At 72.6% G+C, this 18,352-nt stretch carries 14 protein-coding genes; 5 read left to right on the top strand and 9 right to left on the bottom strand.

What is annotated here, in order from left to right:
• Nucleotides 1-55 precede the first annotated feature (55 nt).
• On the top strand, nucleotides 56-3,151 hold the full coding sequence (locus tag CYJ76_RS07265; RefSeq protein ID WP_101849679.1) for a DUF3427 domain-containing protein: 3,096 nt from the start codon (nucleotides 56-58) through the stop codon (nucleotides 3,149-3,151).
• Nucleotides 3,152-3,228: 77 nt separating this feature from the next.
• Nucleotides 3,229-4,236, top strand: a complete 1,008-nt coding sequence (locus CYJ76_RS07260; protein ID WP_101849678.1) for an NADP-dependent oxidoreductase — start codon at nucleotides 3,229-3,231, stop codon at nucleotides 4,234-4,236.
• 49 nt (nucleotides 4,237-4,285) lie between these two features.
• On the opposite strand, the gene CYJ76_RS07255 is transcribed toward CYJ76_RS07260, so the two are convergent.
• Nucleotides 4,286-5,560 (bottom strand): sensor histidine kinase, encoded by a 1,275-nt coding sequence (locus CYJ76_RS07255; protein ID WP_101849677.1) that lies wholly within the window; start codon nucleotides 5,558-5,560, stop codon nucleotides 4,286-4,288.
• A 53-nt stretch (nucleotides 5,561-5,613) separates the two neighbouring features.
• Nucleotides 5,614-5,994 (bottom strand): hypothetical protein, encoded by a 381-nt coding sequence (locus CYJ76_RS07250; protein ID WP_101849676.1) that lies wholly within the window; start codon nucleotides 5,992-5,994, stop codon nucleotides 5,614-5,616.
• A gap of 144 nt (nucleotides 5,995-6,138) precedes the next feature.
• Here CYJ76_RS07250 and CYJ76_RS07245 point away from each other — a divergent pair, with 144 nt between their 5' ends.
• Nucleotides 6,139-7,551, top strand: coding sequence for an HNH endonuclease signature motif containing protein (locus CYJ76_RS07245; RefSeq protein WP_101849675.1), 1,413 nt, complete (start codon nucleotides 6,139-6,141; stop codon nucleotides 7,549-7,551).
• Between the two features lie 77 nt (nucleotides 7,552-7,628).
• Here the strand turns inward: CYJ76_RS07245 and CYJ76_RS07240 are convergent, their stop codons facing one another.
• From CYJ76_RS07240 to CYJ76_RS12470, 4 genes are all read right to left on the bottom strand, one after another.
• Nucleotides 7,629-10,601 (bottom strand): vitamin B12-dependent ribonucleotide reductase, encoded by a 2,973-nt coding sequence (locus CYJ76_RS07240; RefSeq protein WP_070705963.1) that lies wholly within the window; start codon nucleotides 10,599-10,601, stop codon nucleotides 7,629-7,631.
• 219 nt (nucleotides 10,602-10,820) lie between these two features.
• Complete coding sequence (gene nrdR, locus CYJ76_RS07235) at nucleotides 10,821-11,309, bottom strand: transcriptional regulator NrdR (protein WP_070705965.1); 489 nt, start codon at nucleotides 11,307-11,309, stop codon at nucleotides 10,821-10,823.
• Between the two features lie 166 nt (nucleotides 11,310-11,475).
• Nucleotides 11,476-12,285, bottom strand: a complete 810-nt coding sequence (locus CYJ76_RS07230) for an LmeA family phospholipid-binding protein (RefSeq protein ID WP_144043053.1) — start codon at nucleotides 12,283-12,285, stop codon at nucleotides 11,476-11,478.
• Nucleotides 12,282-13,604, bottom strand: coding sequence for a cutinase family protein (locus CYJ76_RS12470; RefSeq protein WP_180802243.1), 1,323 nt, complete (start codon nucleotides 13,602-13,604; stop codon nucleotides 12,282-12,284). Before CYJ76_RS12470 ends, CYJ76_RS07230 begins: the two co-directional genes overlap by 4 nt.
• A 301-nt stretch (nucleotides 13,605-13,905) precedes the next feature.
• Between CYJ76_RS12470 and CYJ76_RS12465 the strand changes: the two genes are divergently transcribed.
• Nucleotides 13,906-14,337 (top strand): hypothetical protein, encoded by a 432-nt coding sequence (locus CYJ76_RS12465; protein WP_070705971.1) that lies wholly within the window; start codon nucleotides 13,906-13,908, stop codon nucleotides 14,335-14,337.
• 219 nt (nucleotides 14,338-14,556) lie between these two features.
• On the opposite strand, the gene CYJ76_RS12215 is transcribed toward CYJ76_RS12465, so the two are convergent.
• A complete protein-coding gene (locus CYJ76_RS12215) occupies nucleotides 14,557-14,937 on the bottom strand; it encodes a LysM peptidoglycan-binding domain-containing protein (protein ID WP_144043051.1) in 381 nt (126 codons plus the stop codon).
• A gap of 282 nt (nucleotides 14,938-15,219) precedes the next feature.
• Between CYJ76_RS12215 and lexA the strand changes: the two genes are divergently transcribed.
• Nucleotides 15,220-15,918 carry a transcriptional repressor LexA gene (gene lexA / locus CYJ76_RS07215; protein ID WP_070705975.1) on the top strand — a complete coding sequence of 233 codons (699 nt, stop codon included), beginning with the start codon at nucleotides 15,220-15,222 and terminating at the stop codon, nucleotides 15,916-15,918.
• Nucleotides 15,919-15,976: 58 nt separating this feature from the next.
• Here the strand turns inward: lexA and CYJ76_RS07210 are convergent, their stop codons facing one another.
• Nucleotides 15,977-16,912, bottom strand: a complete 936-nt coding sequence (locus tag CYJ76_RS07210; RefSeq protein ID WP_083323721.1) for an NAD-dependent protein deacetylase — start codon at nucleotides 16,910-16,912, stop codon at nucleotides 15,977-15,979.
• Nucleotides 16,909-18,294 carry a patatin-like phospholipase family protein gene (locus CYJ76_RS07205; RefSeq protein ID WP_101849707.1) on the bottom strand — a complete coding sequence of 462 codons (1,386 nt, stop codon included), beginning with the start codon at nucleotides 18,292-18,294 and terminating at the stop codon, nucleotides 16,909-16,911. The genes CYJ76_RS07210 and CYJ76_RS07205 overlap by 4 nt, the downstream gene beginning before the upstream one ends.
• Nucleotides 18,295-18,352: the final 58 nt, after the last annotated feature.

The following is an 18,352-nucleotide window of genomic DNA, read 5'->3' as shown; positions in this document are numbered from 1 at the left end:
TGGGGTGGGGTCAGGGGCGGTGAAGTTGTCGCGGGGAGCTGGCAAGCTGCCCCGCATGACCGACGCCCTGCCCGACGGCCGCTACGACCAGCTCGTCACCCGTGCGCTGCACGGTCACCTCGCATCTGTCGAGGCGGACGTGCACCACGAGCCCGTCTCCGGTGACGACGAGGTGGAGTTCGCGGTCACCCACCTCACGGCGGCGCTGCGGCGCGCTCTGGCACAGCGAAAGGCTGGCGCCGACCGCGCCGCGCTGGTCGAGGCGGTGGCCGAGGTCATCGAGGCGGAAGACGAAGCACCCGCTGGCGACCGGCTCGAACGACTCGTCTCTGTCATCACGCCCCCGGCGATCGGCCTGGCGCCGCGTTATCGAACCGGCCCGAACACCCCACTCGGCGAGTCCACGCTGTTGACCAACGCCCACGGTGAGCCGTCGATGGGTATGGAAATCTCCCGGGAGCTCGACAGCGCCGACGAGGTCGACTTGTTGTGCGCCTTCATCAAGTTTGCGGGTCTACGCACCATGGAGCGCGAGCTGCGCCCCATCGCGCAGGCCGGAGTGCCTTTCCGCATCATCACCACCACCTACATGGGAGCCACGGAGCGTCGCGCGCTGGACTGGCTCGTCCAGGAATTCGGCGCCCAGGTCAAGGTGCACTACGAGTCTCGCTCAACGCGTCTGCACGCCAAGGCGTGGATGTTCCGCCGCAGGACCGGTTTCCACACGGCGTATGTCGGCTCGTCCAACCTGTCCCGATCCGCGCTGCTCGACGGTCTGGAATGGAACGTGCGCATCACGCAGGCCGGTACTCCCCACCTCTTGGAGAAGTTTCGCGCCACCTTTGACTCGTACTGGAATGACCCCAGTTTTGAGGACTACGACCCCGCTGAGGACGGCGAGCGCCTCGACGAGGCACTGCTCATGGCGGGCGGCAAGACCTCGAGCGAATTGGTCATGGACCTCTCGGGACTCCGCCACCGGCCGTATCCGTACCAGCAGGAGATGCTGGACGCCCTCGAGGCCGAACGCGTGGTCCACGACCGCCATCGGAACCTTCTGGTGGCGGCCACCGGGACAGGCAAGACGGTGGTGGCGGCCTTTGACTATCGCAACCTGTCCGAGGCCTCGACCAGGCCTCCGCGTCTGCTCTTCATCGCCCACCGCTTGGAGATCCTCGACCAGGCCCGGCGCACCTTCCGCGAGATTCTCGGGGACGGCACCTTTGGTGAGATCTACGGGTTTGGTCGGCAGCCCACGCGATGGGACCACGTCTTTGCCACGGTGCAGAGTCTGAGCGGCAACGTAGAGGACCTGCCCGCGGATCACTTTGACGTGGTGATCGTCGACGAGTTCCACCACGCCGAGGCCGCCACGTACCGACGGGTGCTGGACCATTTCACCCCGCGGGAGATGCTCGGCCTGACCGCAACGCCTGAACGTGCCGACGGCGTCCGCGTGCAGGATGCCTACTTCGACGGACGGACCGCGTTCGAGTTGCGGCTGTGGGATGCCCTCGCCGGCGATCTCCTCGCACCCTTCCACTATTTCGGCATCGCAGATTCGACCGACCTGACCCAGGTGCGATTTCAGCGAGGCTCCTACGACACCGACCAGCTGACGGCACTCTACACCGGCAACCAGGCCCGGGCGCGCATCATCCTCAAGGCGGTGCGAGACAAGGTCGCCGACCCGCGACAGATGCGCGCGATCGGATTCTGCGTGGGCGTCGACCACGCCCGCTTCATGGCCGCCGTGTTCACCGAGGCTGGCCTCCCCGCGCGAGCCCTCACCGGTGACTCCTCTGCGGAGCAGCGCGCCGAGACTCGTGCAGCCCTCATCAGCGGTGACATCTGCGCGATCTTCACGGCAGACCTCTTCAACGAGGGCGTGGACATCCCGCAGGTCGACACGGTCCTCTTCCTCCGCCCCACCGACAGCGCCACCATCTTTCTGCAGCAGCTGGGCCGCGGACTACGCCGACACCCCAGCAAGGCGGTGCTGACGGCACTGGACTTTGTAGGCCACCAGCATGAGGGCTTCCGTCTGGAGCGTCGCTTCATGGCCATGACCGGAGCCACTCGAGGCGAGCTCCAGAAGCATGCGGAACACGGCTTTCCGCTACTTCCGGCAGGCAGTCAGATCGTGCTCGACGACGTCACCTACGACGAGGTCATCAGCTCGCTCAAGGCCTCGCTGACACTCAACAAGCCACGTCTCGTCGCCTCCCTGAGGGCCTACAGCGACATCTCCTTGGCGGATTTCGCTGATGCGCTCGGAACCGAGGCAGAACGTCTGGTGAAGAATGCCTCGTGGACCGACCTGCGTCGGCAGGCGGGGCTCAGCGTGGACGATCGGACCACGCCAGATGAGGCAGAACTGCTGCGACGGCGGCACATGTTCTTCCGCGTTGACGACCGCGCGCGCCTCGACGCCTACCGTGCCTGGCTCTCTGCGGATGCGCCTGCCTACGGTGCTGCGTCGCCGGAGCTGCAGCGGTTCGGCCGCATGCTCCACGGCATCGTCTGGCCCAAGGGCGGCCGCACCACGTGGGCCGACGGCTTGGCGCACCTGGCCTCCTGCCGCCCTGCCTGCGACGAGTTCCTAGCTATTCTCGACATCGCTGAAGACCGCATCCGGCACGTTTCGCAACCCCTCCCCGGGCCGTTGAGCGCAACCGGTCTGGCCTCGCACGCCACCTATGCGCGCGAAGAGATCCTCGCGGCGTTGGATCAGACCGCCGAGGCGAGCCAGACCATCAGCCACCGTGAAGGGGTCTACTGGTCGCCCACCTGGCAGACCGACGCCCTGCTCGTCACGCTCAAGAAGTCGGACGCCCTGTTCTCACCCAGCACGATGTACCACGACTACGCCATGGGCCCCGAGGTCTTCCACTGGCAATCCCAGTCGCGGACCACGCCCATCAGCCCCACTGGTCAGCGGTACATCCACCACCAGGAGCAGGGCAGCCACGTCGTGCTCTTTGCACGCACCACCAGTACGCGCGACGAGTTCGGGCACACGCCCGGATTCATGTGCCTGGGAACGGCCCGCTACCGGTCCTCGGAGGGGTCGGCGCCCATGTCCGTCATCTGGGAGCTCGACCGCCCCTTGCCCGCCGACATGTATCAGGCAGCGAGCGCCGCCGCCTGAGCCCAACCACCCCGGAACACCCCGAGCCACCCACGCGTTCCCCACGCGCCCCTCCCCCGACCCCGGAAGGCACCGCTGTGAGCACCGACCGCACGTCCACCCGCATCGTCCTGGCCAGCCGGCCCACGGGCGCCCCCACGGCCGAGAACTTCCGCACCGAGACCGCCGAGCTGCCGTCCCTGGAGGACGGCCAGGTCCTGGTGCGCAACAGCGTGGTGAGCGTGGACCCGTACATGCGCGGCCGCATGGACGACCGGCCCAGCTACATCCCGCCCTTCCAGGTGGACGAGCCGCTCACCGGCCACGCCGTGGGTGAGGTCGTCGAGTCCCGCTCCGACGCCCTGCCCGTGGGCACGCAGGTCACGCACTTCGCCGGCTGGCGCGACCTCGCGGTGCTCAACGCCGCCGACGCCCGCGCCGTGGACACCACCTCGGTGCCCGACGCCGCCTACCTGGGCGTGCTCGGCATGCCCGGCCTCACCGCCTGGGGCGGCCTCACCCGCACCGCCGAGTTCCGCGAGGGCGACGCGGTCTTCGTCTCCGGCGCGGCCGGCGCCGTCGGCTCCATGGTCGGCCAGCTCGCGCGGCTCATGGGCGCCTCTCGCGTCATCGGCTCCGCCGGTGGCCCGGAGAAGGCCGCCCATCTGCGCGAGCTCGGGTTCGACGCCGCCATCGACTACCGCGCCGGCGACCTGCCCGGGCAGCTGGCCGAGGCCGCACCGGACGGCATCGACGTGTACTTCGACAACGTGGGCGGCGACCACCTGGAGGCCGCGATCGGCGCCCTCAACCCGCACGGCCGCGTGGCGATGTGCGGCGCCATCGCCCAGTACAACGCCACCGAGCCGCCCGCTGCCCCGCGCAACCTGGCGTGGGTCATCGGCAAGCGCCTCACCCTGCGGGGCCTGCTGGCGGCGGACTTCGAGGCCGAGAAGGACGCCTTCGTGGCCCAGGTGGCACCGTGGGTGGCCGACGGCTCGCTGCGCTGGGAGGTCACCGAGCGCCACGGCATCGAGAACGCGCCCCAGGCGTTCATGGACCTGCTGGCCGGCGCCAACACGGGGAAGATGGTGGTACGCGTCTGAGTCGCCCCGTCAGCGGGGTGGGTGGGTGCCCGGGCTGCCCGCGTCGGCCTCAGGCGGCCGGCCAGGGCAGCCAGGCGTCCACGACGAACTCACCCTCCTGCGCCTGGGCGGAGAAGCGCCCGCCGGCCAGGTGCACGCGCTCCTGCATGCCGGTCAGGCCCATGCCGCCGCTCACCACGTCGGCCGGCTCCTCGCCGGGGGCGGGTAGCCGGTTGACCACGCGCAGCGCGAGCCCCGCGCCTGCCTGCCCGCTGAGCGCGATGTGGACCGGCTGTCCGGGGGCGTGCTTGCACGCGTTGGTGAGCGACTCCTGCACCACGCGGTAGGCGTGGCGGCTCGCGGCCTGCGGCAGGCCCCCGGCCTCCTCGGTGAGGCGCTCGGGCACCTCGAGGCGCACGGTGCAGCCCGCCCCACGGGTCTCCCCCACCAGCTGCGGCAGGTGGCGCAGGTCCGGCATCGCCGAGGCGGTCTGGTCCTCCTGGCCGATGTCGGAGCGCAGCACGCCGAGGATCTCGCGCAGGTCGTTGAGGGCCGTGCGCGCCTGGGTGGCGATGGTGGTGGACGTCTCGCGCACCTCCTCCGGGGAGAGGTCCTGCCGGTAGGCCAGCCCGTTGGAGTGCATGGCCACCACGGACAGGCGGTGCCCCAGGGCGTCGTGCATCTCCCGCGCGATGCCGGTGCGCTCGGCCATCCGCGCGCTCACCAGGCGGGCGGCGTGCTCGCGCTCGGCACTGGCGGCACGCTCGGCGGCGTGGGCGGCCAGCTCGCGCCGGGCGCCGGTGTTCCAGCCGAGCAGCACGAAGATGAGGCCGATGACCAGGGAGTACACGGCATCGGCGGCGAACGTGGCCCCGAGCTCCTTGCCCACGACCTCGGGGTGGAGCCACCGCTGCAACGTGTAGGAGTACACGAGGGTGGCCAGGGGCATCATGAGCATGCCCAGCACGATGGGGCGCAGGCGCTGGTAGGTGGCCAGCGAGACCATCGCGAAGAGGTAGGGCATGGCCGCGAAGCTGGAGACCACCATCATCGCGCCCAGCAGCAGGGTGATGGCCACCGGATGGCGGTGGCGCACCACGAACAGCGCGAGTCCGATGTGGCCGACCAGCAGGTCGAGCGTGCGGGCCTGCTCCTGGCGCTCCACGAGCGCCGGGTCGGTGAGGCTGGGATCGGGCCAGAACATGAGCGCCACGTAGCCCAGCCCGAGGGCCCAGACGGCGACGACGAGGGCGATCTCCGCCCAGCGCGAGTCCAGCGCCTCGATGCGCCCCTGGCGCAGGGACGGACGGGGGCCCGACACGAGCGCAGGGGTGGAAGACGTCATTGCAACATGATATAGGCCGTTCGGGCCCTCCGGGGACGTGGGCGGGAGGCCCCTCAGGAGCCCGGCTCGTGACCGGAGGACTCCCTGACCCGGTGCGAGGCACGGCGATTCGCCAGCGCCAGCGGGCCGATGGCGAGCAACGCGGTGAGGCACAGCAGCGAGGCCGGGAGGCCGTTGCCCACGGCGTACCGGGTGGCCAGGGTCACGCTCGCCACGAGGCCGACGAGCACCACCCCCATCGAGGCGATGACCCACGGCCGGGCGCGCAGGCGCACCGCGCGGCGGCAGCCGTCGCAGTGGGAGGCCTGGCGGTTGTCCAGCTGAAGGACGCCGGTGAGCCCACGCACCGGGCGGCCGGTGGCCCGCAGGTCGAGCCCGAGCACGACGAGCAGGAGCACCAGCAGCGCGCTCAGGAAGAGGGAGGTCGAAGTCATCGCGGCACAGCGTACGGGGCGCGGGCGGGTGGTTGGGACCTATGCAGGTTGGTACGCCTGTTGCATTCTGTTCGGTTTGCGTGTACGGTGGAGGTGGGTGCAGGGGAAGCACCCATGGGACGAGGTCCACCGAGGGGGTGACACGTGCGACGCATCCAGGACGTGCTGGAGGACGCCGGAGTGGTGGCGGCCGAGCTGGCAGGGGCGCGCGACCGGCTGCGGCAGGCCGGTGAGGGCGACCTGGACGCGGCCGCCCGCGTGCTGGGTGAGGTGGCCCGGGCCGCCGAGGCCCTCCTCGTGGGGGTGGTGGCCGAGGCGCAGGAGCGCGGCACCATCGCCGACAGCCGGTGCGCCTCCGCGGCGGCGTGGGTGCGGGAGCGGGCCGGGGAACGCGAGCACGGCACGGCCGGGGCGGTGGCGATGCTGGCTGCGGCCACACAGGGCCCCGGCGGCGAGTCGCTGCGGCAGGCGCTGTGGGAGGACGGCATCGGGGTGCGTCTGGCCGCCAAGGCGGTGCGGGAGGCCGACCGGACACTGCCGCTGCTGCCGGGTGCCGACCGCTCCGAGGTGGTGGGGCACTACCTGGACCGTGCGGCTGCCACCGACGGGTCACGCCGGGCGCTGGACCAGCTGACCCGCGAGATCCTGGCCCGGTACGGCGACGACGTGCTCGACGAGCTGGACGAACGCGCACGAGCCGTGAACTCGCTGACCGTGGCGCGCCGCGTCGGGGGCCGGGTGCGCTACACCCTCGAGCTCTGCGTGCCCGACGCCGCCCGGCTGGACGCCGCCGTCAACGGGTTGGCCGCGCCGCGTCCCGCCGCGACGGCGGTGTGCGACGGGGACGGCCCGCCGGCGCTGGTGGCCGACACGCGCTCCGCGGCGCAACGCCGGGCGGACGCGCTGCTGGAGCTGGTGGCGCGCGCCCAGGCCGCCGACGCCGACCCGAGCGCCGGTGGGTGCGGGCTGTCGGGGTCCACGACCCTCGTGGTGACGGCAGACGTGGAGGCGGTGCGGGCGACGCTGGAGGGGCGGCCCGCACCCCACGGGTGGGCGCGGGGCCCGGCGCCGGTCACGGACCGGGGGCGTGCGGGGTACGGCACGACCTCCGGTGGCGAGGTGCTCTCCGCCGGCGAGGTGCGCCGGATGGCCTGCGACGCGGGCGTGCTGCCCCAGATGCTCGGTGGCCCCTCGACTCCCCTGGACACCGGACGGGTCGACCGGGCCGCGACCAACGCCATGCGCAGCGCCCTGCTCACCCGGGACGGCGGGTGCACGGCCCCGGGCTGTGACCGGCCCCCGGGCTGGTGCGAGGCGCACCACGTGACGCACTGGTCGGAGGGCGGGCCGACGAGTCTGGCGAACCTGGCGCTGCTCTGCCGACGGCACCACACCATCGTGCACCGGGACGGCCTGCGGGCCGCGGTGTATCCGGACCGCGTCGTCTGGTGGGACCCGGCGTGCGAGCCGCCCCCGGACCCCACGGGCCAGGTGGGTCCTCCGCCGGCGGTCACGACTGGGCGACCCGAGCCACCCCCGGGCACGCAGGTGGCCTGAGCACCCCTCCCCCACACGCGGGGACCCCGCCCGGACCGAGGTGGTCCGGACGGGGTCCCGGGGCGCCGGGTGGGCGATCAGCTGCAGCCGGAGGTGCTGCCGCAGCCCTCGCAGATGTGACACGAACCGGCAGGGCGCATCTTGATGCCGCAGGTCATGCACAGCGGGGCATCGGCGGCCTTGCCGAACTTGGCCTCCATGAGCTCCGCGGAGGAGTGCACCCCGGAGTCAACCGGCTGGGCGGCGTCGGCCGCGGTGGCCTGGGCCTGGGCCCCGGTCTCACCCTCGAGCGCGGTGTCGGCGGCCTCCACGCGGGAGGAGCCGTTCACGCCCTCGGGACGCTTGGCCGCGGCCGGCGCGATGGACTGGCTGTAGGACTCCAGCTGGCTCTCCATGTCGGAGTCGTCGCCCTCGTCCGATCCGCCGCCCTGCGGGGAGTACGACCCGGTCTCCAGGTGACGGGCGCGCTCGGCGGCCGTGTGGATGCCCATGAAGTCGCGGGTGTCGAAGTCCAGGTAGTCCAGCGCCAGACGGCGGAAGACGTAGTCCATGAGCGACTGCGCCATGCGGACGTCCGGGTCGTCGGTCATGCCGGCCGGCTCGAAGCGCAGGTTGCTGAACTTCTCCACGTAGGTCTCCAGCGGCACGCCGTACTGCAGGCCCACGGACACCGCGATGGAGAACGCGTCCATCACACCGGCCAGGGTCGAGCCCTGCTTGCCGAACTTCAGGAAGATCTCGCCCAGCGAGCCGTCCTCGTAGGTGCCGGCGGTCAGGTAGCCCTCGGCCCCACCCACGGCGAAACTCGTGGTCTGGGCCGTGCGGCGCTTGGGCAGGCGACGACGCACCGGGCGGTACTCGACGACCTTCTCCACCGGGGCGGCCACGGCCGGGGCGTCGGTGCCCTCGGCCTCGTCGGACGCCTCGGAGCCCTTGTTCTCGCCCTTGCCACTGGAGAGCGGCTGGCCCACCTTGCAGTTGTCGCGGTACACGGCCAGCGCCTTGAGGCCGAGCTTCCAACCCTCGAGGTAGACCTCCTCGATCTCCTCCACGGTGGCGCGCTCGGGCAGGTTCACCGTCTTGGAGATGGCACCGGACAGGAACGGCTGCACGGCCGCCATCATGCGCACGTGGCCCATCGGGGCGATGGCGCGCTCCCCCATCGCGGTGTCGAAGATCTCGTAGTGCTCCTCGGCCAGGCCCGGGGCGTCCACCACGTGGCCGTGCTCGGCGATGTAGTCGACGATGCCCTCGGTGGTGGCCTGGTCGTAGCCCAGCAGGCGCAGCGCACGCGGGATGGTCTGGTTGACGATCTGCATGGAGCCGCCACCCACGAGCTTCTTGAACTTGACCAGCGAGAAGTCCGGCTCGATGCCGGTGGTGTCGCAGTCCATCATGAAGCCGATGGTGCCGGTGGGGGCCAGCACGGAGGCCTGCGCGTTGCGGTAGCCGTGCTCGTCGCCCAGGGCCACCACGGCGTCCCAGGCCTCGGTGGCGGCGTCCTGGATGTGGGCGTCCATCTCGTGCATCGGGGCCAGCTGGGCGTTGGCGTCACGGTGCTGGCGCATCACGCGGTTGTGGGCCTCGGCGTTGCGGGCGTACCCGGCGTACGGGCCCACCACGGCAGCCAGCTCGGCGGAGCGCTTGTAGGACGCACCGGTGAGCAGCGAGGTGATGGCCGCGGCCAGCTGGCGCCCACCCTCGGAGTCGTAGCCGTGACCGGTGGCCATGAGCAGGGCGCCGAGGTTGGCGTAGCCGATGCCGAGCTGGCGGAAGTTGCGGGTGGTCTCACCGATGGGGTCGGTCGGGAAGTCGGCGAAGCAGATGGAGATGTCCATCGCGGTGATGACCAGCTCGGTGACGGCCTGGAAGCGCTCCACGTCGAAGGTGTCGTCGTCGTTGAGGAACTTCAGCAGGTTCAGGCTGGCCAGGTTGCACGACGAGTTGTCCAGCGACATGTACTCCGAGCACGGGTTCGAGGCGTTGATGCGGCCCGACTCGGGGTTGGTGTGCCAGTGGTTGATGGTGTCGTCGTACTGGATGCCCGGGTCGGCGCACTCCCACGCGGCCCTGGCCATGCGGCGGAACAGGTCGTGGGCGTCGACGGTCTCGATGACGTCGCCGGTGGTGCGCGAGCGCAGGCCGAACTCGCGGCCCTCCACGACGGCGTTCATGAACTCGTCGGAGACGCGCACCGAGTTGTTGGCGTTCTGGTACTGCACCGAGGTGATGTCGTCGCCACCCAGGTCCATGTCGAACCCGGCGTCGCGCAGCGCACGGATCTTGTCCTCCTCGCGCGCCTTGGTGTCGATGAACTCGGCGATGTCCGGGTGGTCCACGTCGAGCACGACCATCTTGGCCGCGCGGCGGGTGGCGCCACCGGACTTGATGGTGCCGGCCGAGGCGTCGGCGCCGCGCATGAAGGACACCGGGCCGGACGCGTTGCCACCGGAGCTCAGCAGCTCCTTGGAGGAGCGGATGCGCGAGAGGTTCAGGCCGGCACCGGAGCCGCCCTTGAAGATGAAGCCCTCCTCGCGGTACCAGTTCAGGATCGAGTCCATGGAGTCGTCCACGGCCAGGATGAAGCAGGCGCTCACCTGCTGGGGGCTCTTGGTGCCCACGTTGAACCACACCGGGGAGTTGAAGCTGAAGATCTGGTGCAGCAGCGCGTAGGTGAGCTCGTGCTCGAACACCAGCGCGTCGTCCTCGGTGGCGAAGTAGCCGTGCTTCTTGCCAGCGGCCACGTAGGTGAGCACCACGCGGTCGATGAGCTGCTTGAGGCCGGTCTCGCGGGCCGGGGTGCCCACCGCGCCGCGGAAGTACTTGGTGGTGACGATGGTGGAGGCGTTGGCCGACCAGAACGACGGGAACTCCACGTCCTCCTGGCGGAAGATCACCTCACCGGTCTTCCAGTTGGTCTGCTCGACAGTGCGCTTCTCCCAGGTCACCTCGTCGTAGGGGTGCACGCCCGGGGTGGTGTGGATGCGGTTGATGGTGAGTCCGCCGCCCGGCTGCTGGGTGGACGCGGGAGCCTGTGTGGTGTCGGTCATGACCTCTCCTTGGTGGGCGGTGGCGGGCTCTCGTCCGCCGGTCGTGCAGTGCGGTTCGGGGTGGTGTGTCTCTGGTCGGTCTGCGGTCGGTCGTGCAGGTGGTGCGGGGCGGGTGGTGCGTACGTCCGTGCCGGGGCACGGACGGTCGGCGTCGGGCGTGGCACGTCCGGGCCGCGGTGGCTGGGCGGCCCGACCCCCTCGCCGGGCTGCCCAGTGGTGTCAGCCGGCGCCGACGACCTCCGGTGCGCGGTCCCCGGCGGGCACGCGCTCCTGGCGGAGCTCGGTGATGGCCTGCTCGAAGTCCTCCAGGCTGTCGAACCCCCGGTAGACCGAGGCGAAGCGCAGGTAGGCCACGAGGTCGAGCTCCCGGAGCACCGGCAGCACGGCCATGCCCACGTCGTGGGCGTCGATCTCGGCCTGGCCGGTGCAGCGGATGCTCTCCTCCACGCGCTGGGCGAGCAGGCCGAGCTGGTCGTCGGTGACCGGGCGGCCCTGGCACGCCTTGCGCACCCCGGACATCACCTTGTCCCGCCGGAACGGCTCGCTGGCGCCGGAGCGCTTGACCACGCTGAGGGTGGCCGACTCCACCGTGCCGAAGCGCCGCTCGCAGGCGGTGCACTGGCGGCGCCGGCGGATGGCCGTACCGTCCTCCTGGACGCGCGAGTCCACCACCTTGGTGTCCTCGTGGCGGCAGAACGGACAGTGCACGGCGGAACTCCTCCCGGTGGCGCGTGATACGGCGAAAAGTGGATCATCTTGTGTGCTGATCTCCTCAGCACCACTAGATGTAGAGCCTACGGCCTCCCCGGCGCCGGTCGCAAACCTCCCGGCCCAGCGGCCCGGAACCCGACTCCGGGCCGCGCTTTCCACTCCCTCAGCCGGCGTGTCGCGGGAGGTCGACCCCCTCGCCGCGGAGCTCCAGCTCGACCCCCTCGGCCGTCGCCCGCACCCCCGTCCAGCGCAGCCCCTCGTAGGTGGGCAGGTTGGCGTAGGTGGCCACCCGCGGCAACAGCCCGTCCACCACGTCCTGGGGCACGTCCACCTCGTCCAGGGAGGCCTGCGCGTCCGCCAGCCCCAGCTGCCCCGTCGCGGGGTCCACCACCGGGCGACCGGTCACCCTCACCGGCAACCGCTCCCCCATCACCGGCACGTCGGTGGTGATGGACAGGCGCCCGTCCTCGTCACCCGAGAGGTCCGCCCCGGTCACGCGCGAGAGGTCCTCCCAGCTCGTGCGCACGCGCCCGGCCAGGTGCTCCACGTGCACCGCGTCCCCGCCCCCGGAGAGGTCGCGCACGTCCCGCGCGCGCACGTCGGCGTCCACGAGCACGGTGCGACCGCGAACCTCCACCACCGCGCCGGAGAGTGTCCCGTCGATCTCCGGGTACTCGTCGCGGGCCACGTGCCAGGCGGTCGGCCAGCCGTCCAGGTCGGCCCGCACCCGGCCGTGCGCGGTGGCCCCGACCTCCTGCTCGATGCGGCCGACCACGTACCGCCGCAGCGCCAGGTCGCCCACCAGAAGGGTGAGCAGCAGCACCAGCAGCGCCACCAGGGCTGCGACGGCCCTGCGGTCGCGGCGCCGCGCACCCCGATCGCCGGGGCGCTCGGGACGGCCACCCGCCTCGTGCACGCCCTTCCCCTCCGCCGCGGCGGGACGGGCACCCACCGTCTCCACGGGATCGGTCACCGCCGCCTCCACAACGCCAGGCCGAGGCCGCACGAGGTGAGGAAGAACACCCCTGCCGCCACCGACACCGTGGGCAGGACCCACGCGGGCGGACCGGTCTCCACCCACGGGGAGCCGCCCTCACGGCCCGTGCCCGCGGCGAGGTCGCCGGGCGTCGTGCCGCCCCCGGGGTCGGCCGGGTCGGCGGGATCAGCCGGGTCAGTGCCGCCGGCACCGTGCGGCGCGCCGTCCACGCCCCCGTGCGCACGCTCGTCCGCCCCTTCTCGCGCCCCCTGATGCGTCCCCTCGCCGCCGTCGCGCGGTCGCCCCGAGGCGTCACCCGACGCGTCACGCGGAGCGTCGTCCGGGGCGATCAGGTCCACCAGCGCCTCGATGCCGGGGCGCAGCACCTCCCCGGCATACCCGCCGTGGATGGGCCGCGCGGTCGCGAACTCGTCCTCCAGGCCCGTGGCCGAGGTCAGCACCCGGCTCATGGCCGGCGCGGCGTCACAGACCACGTCACCGGTGCTGCAGATGCTGAGCACGCGGGAGTAATCCCCCGGCGCGATGACGTCGCCACCGGCCTCGAGTGTGGCCGCGATGGAGCTGTTGGACACCTCGCCGCGGTGCAGCGCGAACACCTCCGAGACGAGGTTGTGCACGGCCTGGCGCCGCGTGGTGGTCTCCTGCGGGCGCGCCCGGGAGCGCAGGTAGGTCAGCGTGGCCGCCAGCCCGATGGCGGGGGTGTCCAGCTGTCCACCGACTTCCCGGACGTTCTGCCCCGGGTGGTGCGCGGGGTTCCCCAGCAGCAGCGCCGCGGCCAGCGTCGAGCTGTCGGCACCACCGGCCAGGGCGCGCGTGATCACCTGCGCACCCTGCGAGAAGCCGACCACCACCACCTGCTGCCCCGGGCACTCCCGGGCACTGGCACCCAGCACGCGCGTGAGCTCGGCGCTGCCGGCGTCCACCGAGGCGAAGTACCGGCTCGCGCGCGGCGTGGCCTCCAGGACGGCGCCCTCGAGGTCGGCGGTGCGCAGCGTGTGCGGGTCCACCGCCGGGTACTCCAGCCACACCTGGTTCACCGACCGGTCCAGGCGCTCGGCGAGACCCTCCCGGGCACGGTTCACCGTGTTGCCCCAGGGCACCTGCTCGGCGGACCCACGGACCCCCACGAAGAGCAGCTCCCGACAGGGCAGGTCCCCCAGGTCGCGCGAGGCGGTCGGGTGGTCGCCCCACGTGCCGGTGCGGCCCGGGCGCCGGCCGGTCGGGTCCTCGATGCGAGCGGCAGGCCCCGTGTCGACATCCGACCCGTCCCCGTCGCGCGCAGCAGCGTGCGCCATGGTGTGCGGGCGGGGCGCGCCTGACGCGGCGACGGAAGGCGCCGTCCCGGCTCCCGCGGAAGACAGGGGTGCGGCTCCCAGCACCAGGGCCCCCACCACCGTCGCCGCGGCCCCACCGCGACGCCACCCACCGGACCGACGCACGCTCACACCGGCCATGGTGCCAGCCCTCCGCGACGCCGCCAGGGGGTGTGCCACCTCTGCGCCACCCCGCTCCTGCACCACCCACGCACGACGAGTCCGAGCCCCGGCTGCGGCGCTGCGACCACCGGGCGGGCCCCGCGTGTGGTGGAGTGGGGCCATGGACCTCGCCATGCCCGCCCCCAACGAGACCGACCGCCTCCACGCCCTCACGCGCGACCGTGGCGACCAGGAGACCATCACCGCCCTGTGGAGGGCCGGTTTCGCCCTGCCGCGCTGGTGGTTCCTGCCCGCGGGGCCGGAGGGGTCCGTGGCTCCCGTCGCCGCGCAGATCGAGGGCGCCATGATGCTGCTCGGGTTCACCAGCAGCGAGCGGGCCCGCCACTTCGCGGTGGAGCAGGGCATGCTCGACGCGGAGGAGCCCGGCGACCTGCTGGCCCTGCAGCCCGTGGAGGTCGTGCGCGGCGCCAGCGACTTCCTCACCGCCGGCGTCAACGGGCTCGTCATGGACGTGCACATCTCCGGCTGGTTCGCGCCCTTCGAGGGCCTCGGCCCCATGTGGCGTCGCGCCACCGGTACCCCCCTCGACTGACCGGGCCACGGCACGCCCGGACAGGTCCCCCACGAGCGGAAGCCCTCCCCACCGCCACGAGGCGGTGGGGAGGGCTCTCTCCCTCACGGGGCGTCCCTGCCACGGATGTCTCACGTCCGCGGCGCACCCCATCACGCGTGGCCACACGTCCCTGAGGACCACGCAGTCCTTGACCCCCTCCTGGCCGGTCCCTCCTCCCCGGCCGGGCCGACTCCCTCGTCAACGACGCGGGATGACCAGCTCCTGACCGGCCTGCACCTGGCTGGTGCCCAGTCCGTTCGCCTCCTGCAGCATGAGCACCGCGCGGTCCACGGGCACCTCGGGCAGGTGCTCCACGGCCACGTGGCTCAGCGTCTGGTCCTGGGCCACCACCACGCGCTCGGCCACCCCCGCGTCCCGGCCGGCGCCGGTCGCCTGCCAGGCGACGAGCAGCACCATCACCACCGCCACGGCAATCACGAGCGCCTGTCGCGCCGCGCGCCCCCGGGCCGTCAGTCGCATGCGAGGTGCGGGGCGCACCGCCCCCCGGGCCGACGCGACCGGGCGCCCGCCACGGCGAACGGGTCGCACCTCCAGCGGCATCGCAGTCATCGCAGTCATGTCATCTCCTCCAGGTCCGGACGGATGTCCGTCGCATGTCTGTACTATGTGTAGCACAGGTGACCGACACTCACCAAGACACGCCCGAACGGATGTCCTTCTGGCGGGACGGTGACGTCGTATCCTGTGTGCACCGGTTGTCGGCCGTGCGTACGAGCGGGACCTCCCGCCGCACGCCCTGCCGACACCACGCAGTGAAGCGGTGACCACCGACAACCTCGGAGATCCGGCGTCATGACGCGCAGTTCTCCGCCGCGACGACCCGCGAAGGGGGACCCCGACATGACCGAGAAGAACGAGCCCGGCCTGCGCCGGAACGAGCCGCTGACCGACCGGCAGACCCGTGTGCTGGAGTGCATCCGCCGCTCCATCGACGAGCGCGGGTACCCGCCGAGCATGCGCGAGATCGCCGAGGAGGTGGAGCTCGCCTCGGCCAGTTCCGTGCAGCACCAGCTCAACGCACTGCAGCGCAAGGGCTACATCCGCCGCGACCCGAACCGCCCCCGCGCGCTGGAGATCCTCGACGCCCAGTGGCCGGGCGACCGCGGGTACCGCAAGCTCCCGGAGGACACCTGGGACCCCTCCGAGGCGGCCGACTCCCGCCCGCCGGCCTCCTACGTGCCGGTCGTGGGGCAGATCGCCGCCGGCGGGCCGATCCTCGCCGAGGAGCGCGTGGAGGACGTCTTCCCGCTCCCCCGCCAGATCGTGGGCGACGGCGAGCTCTTCCTGCTGCGCGTCAAGGGTGACTCGATGGTGGACGCCGCCATCTGCGACGGCGACTGGGTGGTGGTGCGCCGCCAGCAGGCCGCCATCAACGGCGACATCGTGGCCGCGCTGCTCGACGACGAGGCCACCGTGAAGACCTACAAGAAGGTCAAGAACCAGGTGTGGCTGCAGCCGCACAACCCGGCCTTCGACCCCATCGACGGCAACGACGCCACCATCCTGGGCAAGGTCACCGCGGTGCTGCGCAGGGTCTGAGCCCCCGCAGGGCACTCCCGGTCAGCGCGCACCCGGTCGCCACGCTCCCGCACCGGGGTCACGCCTCGGGGACGCCCACCCCGAGGCGGTCGGCCACCGCGGCAAGCGTCGTGTGCACCATCGCGTCCACCGTGAGCGTGGCCTCCCGGTCCGCGCGGTGCCAGCCGCGGGTCAGGACCACCACCGGTCCCCCGGCGCGGTGCACGTGCCGGGCGAAGCGGTACCCGCTCATCACCTTGAGGCTCGAGCCCAGCACGAGCAACCCGTCGGCGGCGTCCACCATCGCGTACGCCGCGTCCACCCGGGGGCGGGGCACGTTCTCCCCGAAGTACACGACGTCCGGCTTGAGCTCGTCGGACCCGCACGCCAGGCAGCGGGGCGCACGGAAGGCCGCCACGGCCTCCTCGTCCAGGGCCACGTCGCCGTCCGGACGCACCTGCCCGGCGTCCAGCGCCACCCGACGGTGGTCGGGGTTCGCCTCGGCCAGGCGCGCCTGCAGGTGCTCGCGCTCCTCGGTGGCCCCACAGGCCAGGCACACGATGCGCGAGAGCGTCCCGTGCAGCTCGAGCACGTCCGGCGACCCGGCCCGCTGGTGCAACCCGTCCACGTTCTGCGTGATCACCCCGGTGATGCCCGCGACCGCCCCGGTGTCCACCCCCTCGCACTGCAGGGCGGCCAGCGCACGGTGGCCGGTGTTGGGACGAGCGCCGGTGAACCGCTCCCAGCCCACGAAGGCCCGCGCCCAGTAGCGGAGCCGCGAGGCCGGGCCGGCACGGAAGTCCCCGATGGTCATGGGCTGCACGCGGCGCACCCCGTCCGGTCCGCGGTAGTCCGGGATGCCCGATGCCGTGGACATGCCGGCGCCGGTCACCACCGCCAGGCGGCGGGTCGCCAGCAGCTCGGCGAGCGCCTCCACCTCCTGCGGCGCGGCCTCGACCTCCGGCGGCAGGGTCACCGGCGTGGCCACCTCGGGCAGGGTGGCGCCGGCACTCACGCGCGCCCCCGCCGCGGCCGGCGCCCCACGAGCGACACCCGCCCCGACCCACGCAGCGCCCGCAGCGCCACCTCGGGGTCGGCCACCTCCGGGTGCGGGTAGCGCGCCGGCGCGTCGCGCAGGATGAGGTGCGGGGCGTACCGCCTGATGGCCGAGTCGGCCACCCCGTAGCCGTGCCGCTCGATGATCTTCTGCTCGGCCTCGCTGAAGGCGTCCATGTCCGTGCGGATGGCGTTGATGCGTGCCGCCACCTCGATGGGGTAACTCTGCGGGACCCGCGAGTCCATGGCCCACGAGGCCCCCTCGACCACGCCCCAGTTGTAGGCCGAGTGGAGCCAGCGTAGACGCGTCACCTCCCCGCCACCGGCAGCGATGCTGATGACGTGCAGGATGCGCCCCAGCGGCGTGCGCGCGCTGCGGGCCCGGAACACCGCGCCCCCGTCGCTCACGAGCACCCCGGCGTGGTCGCGCCACACCGGCTCCAGGGCGAGGTTGTCGTAGATGCCGCCGTCGAGCAGCTGCACGGTGCGCTCGATGCGGGGGCGGGCGGCCGCGTCGAGGTGCCCGGCGTGACCCCCGCTGAGCTCGAGCGTCGTGGCGTCCAGGTCGAACGGCGCGAAGTACGGCGGGTAGGCGCTCGAGGCCGCGACGACGTCGGCCAGGCGCAGCCCCGCCGGCGGGTCGCCGTAGCCGAGCCGGTAGTCCCCGACGCGGCCCCGCGGCGGGTGGGCGCGGGAGTCGGCGAAGGTCCAGTTGACCCCGTGGGCGAGCTCGGTGGCCTCCACCACCACGGCGGGGCCGGCGGTGCGGCGGGCCTCCCGCAGGTCGGCCGCCCACCAGTCGATGTGGTCCACCAGCTGGTCGGCGAGCACCCGGGAGCTGCGGTCGGCCGGGCGGCGCACCTTGGGCCCCCAGCCCGACACCAGCGCGCGGGTGCGCAGGTTGTGACGGGTCAGGCGACGCAGCGGCTCGGCCACGTACTGCTCGAACCCCTCCACCCGCGGGGCGGAGAACAGGCCACCGGGCACGGTGTCGCCGCGCGGCAGCGGCGGGGCGCTCGGGTCGGGCTCCACCAGGTCGGCCGAGTCGATGCTCTGGCTCAGGGCGTCCGGCGTCGGCCAGCCCAGGCGGGGGTCGGCCAGCAGCATCGCGGCGATGCTGCCGCCGCTCACCGCCGAGACGGTGCGCAGCTGCCCGAGCATGCCCAGCTCGTTGAGGCGGCGCAGGGCTCCCAGGTGGAACAGGGCGGCCCGGAACCCGCCACCGGAGAGGCACAGGGCCGTGCCACGGCGGGGTCCGCGCCAGCTGGGTCCGTGGTGCGCCTCGTCCCGGGCGGCGGCCATCTGGGCGCCGGCGGGGTCCGGGAGCAGGGAGTCGGGCACGCAGAGCATCACACCACACGTGCGTGCCCGGACCGGACGGCTCGTCGGCCACCCGCCC

It is taken from the genome of Kytococcus schroeteri (genome assembly GCF_002847825.1).
Taxonomy (GTDB): Bacteria; Actinomycetota; Actinomycetes; order Actinomycetales; family Dermatophilaceae; genus Kytococcus; species Kytococcus schroeteri.
This window is presented reverse-complemented; position numbering and strand designations above follow the sequence as displayed.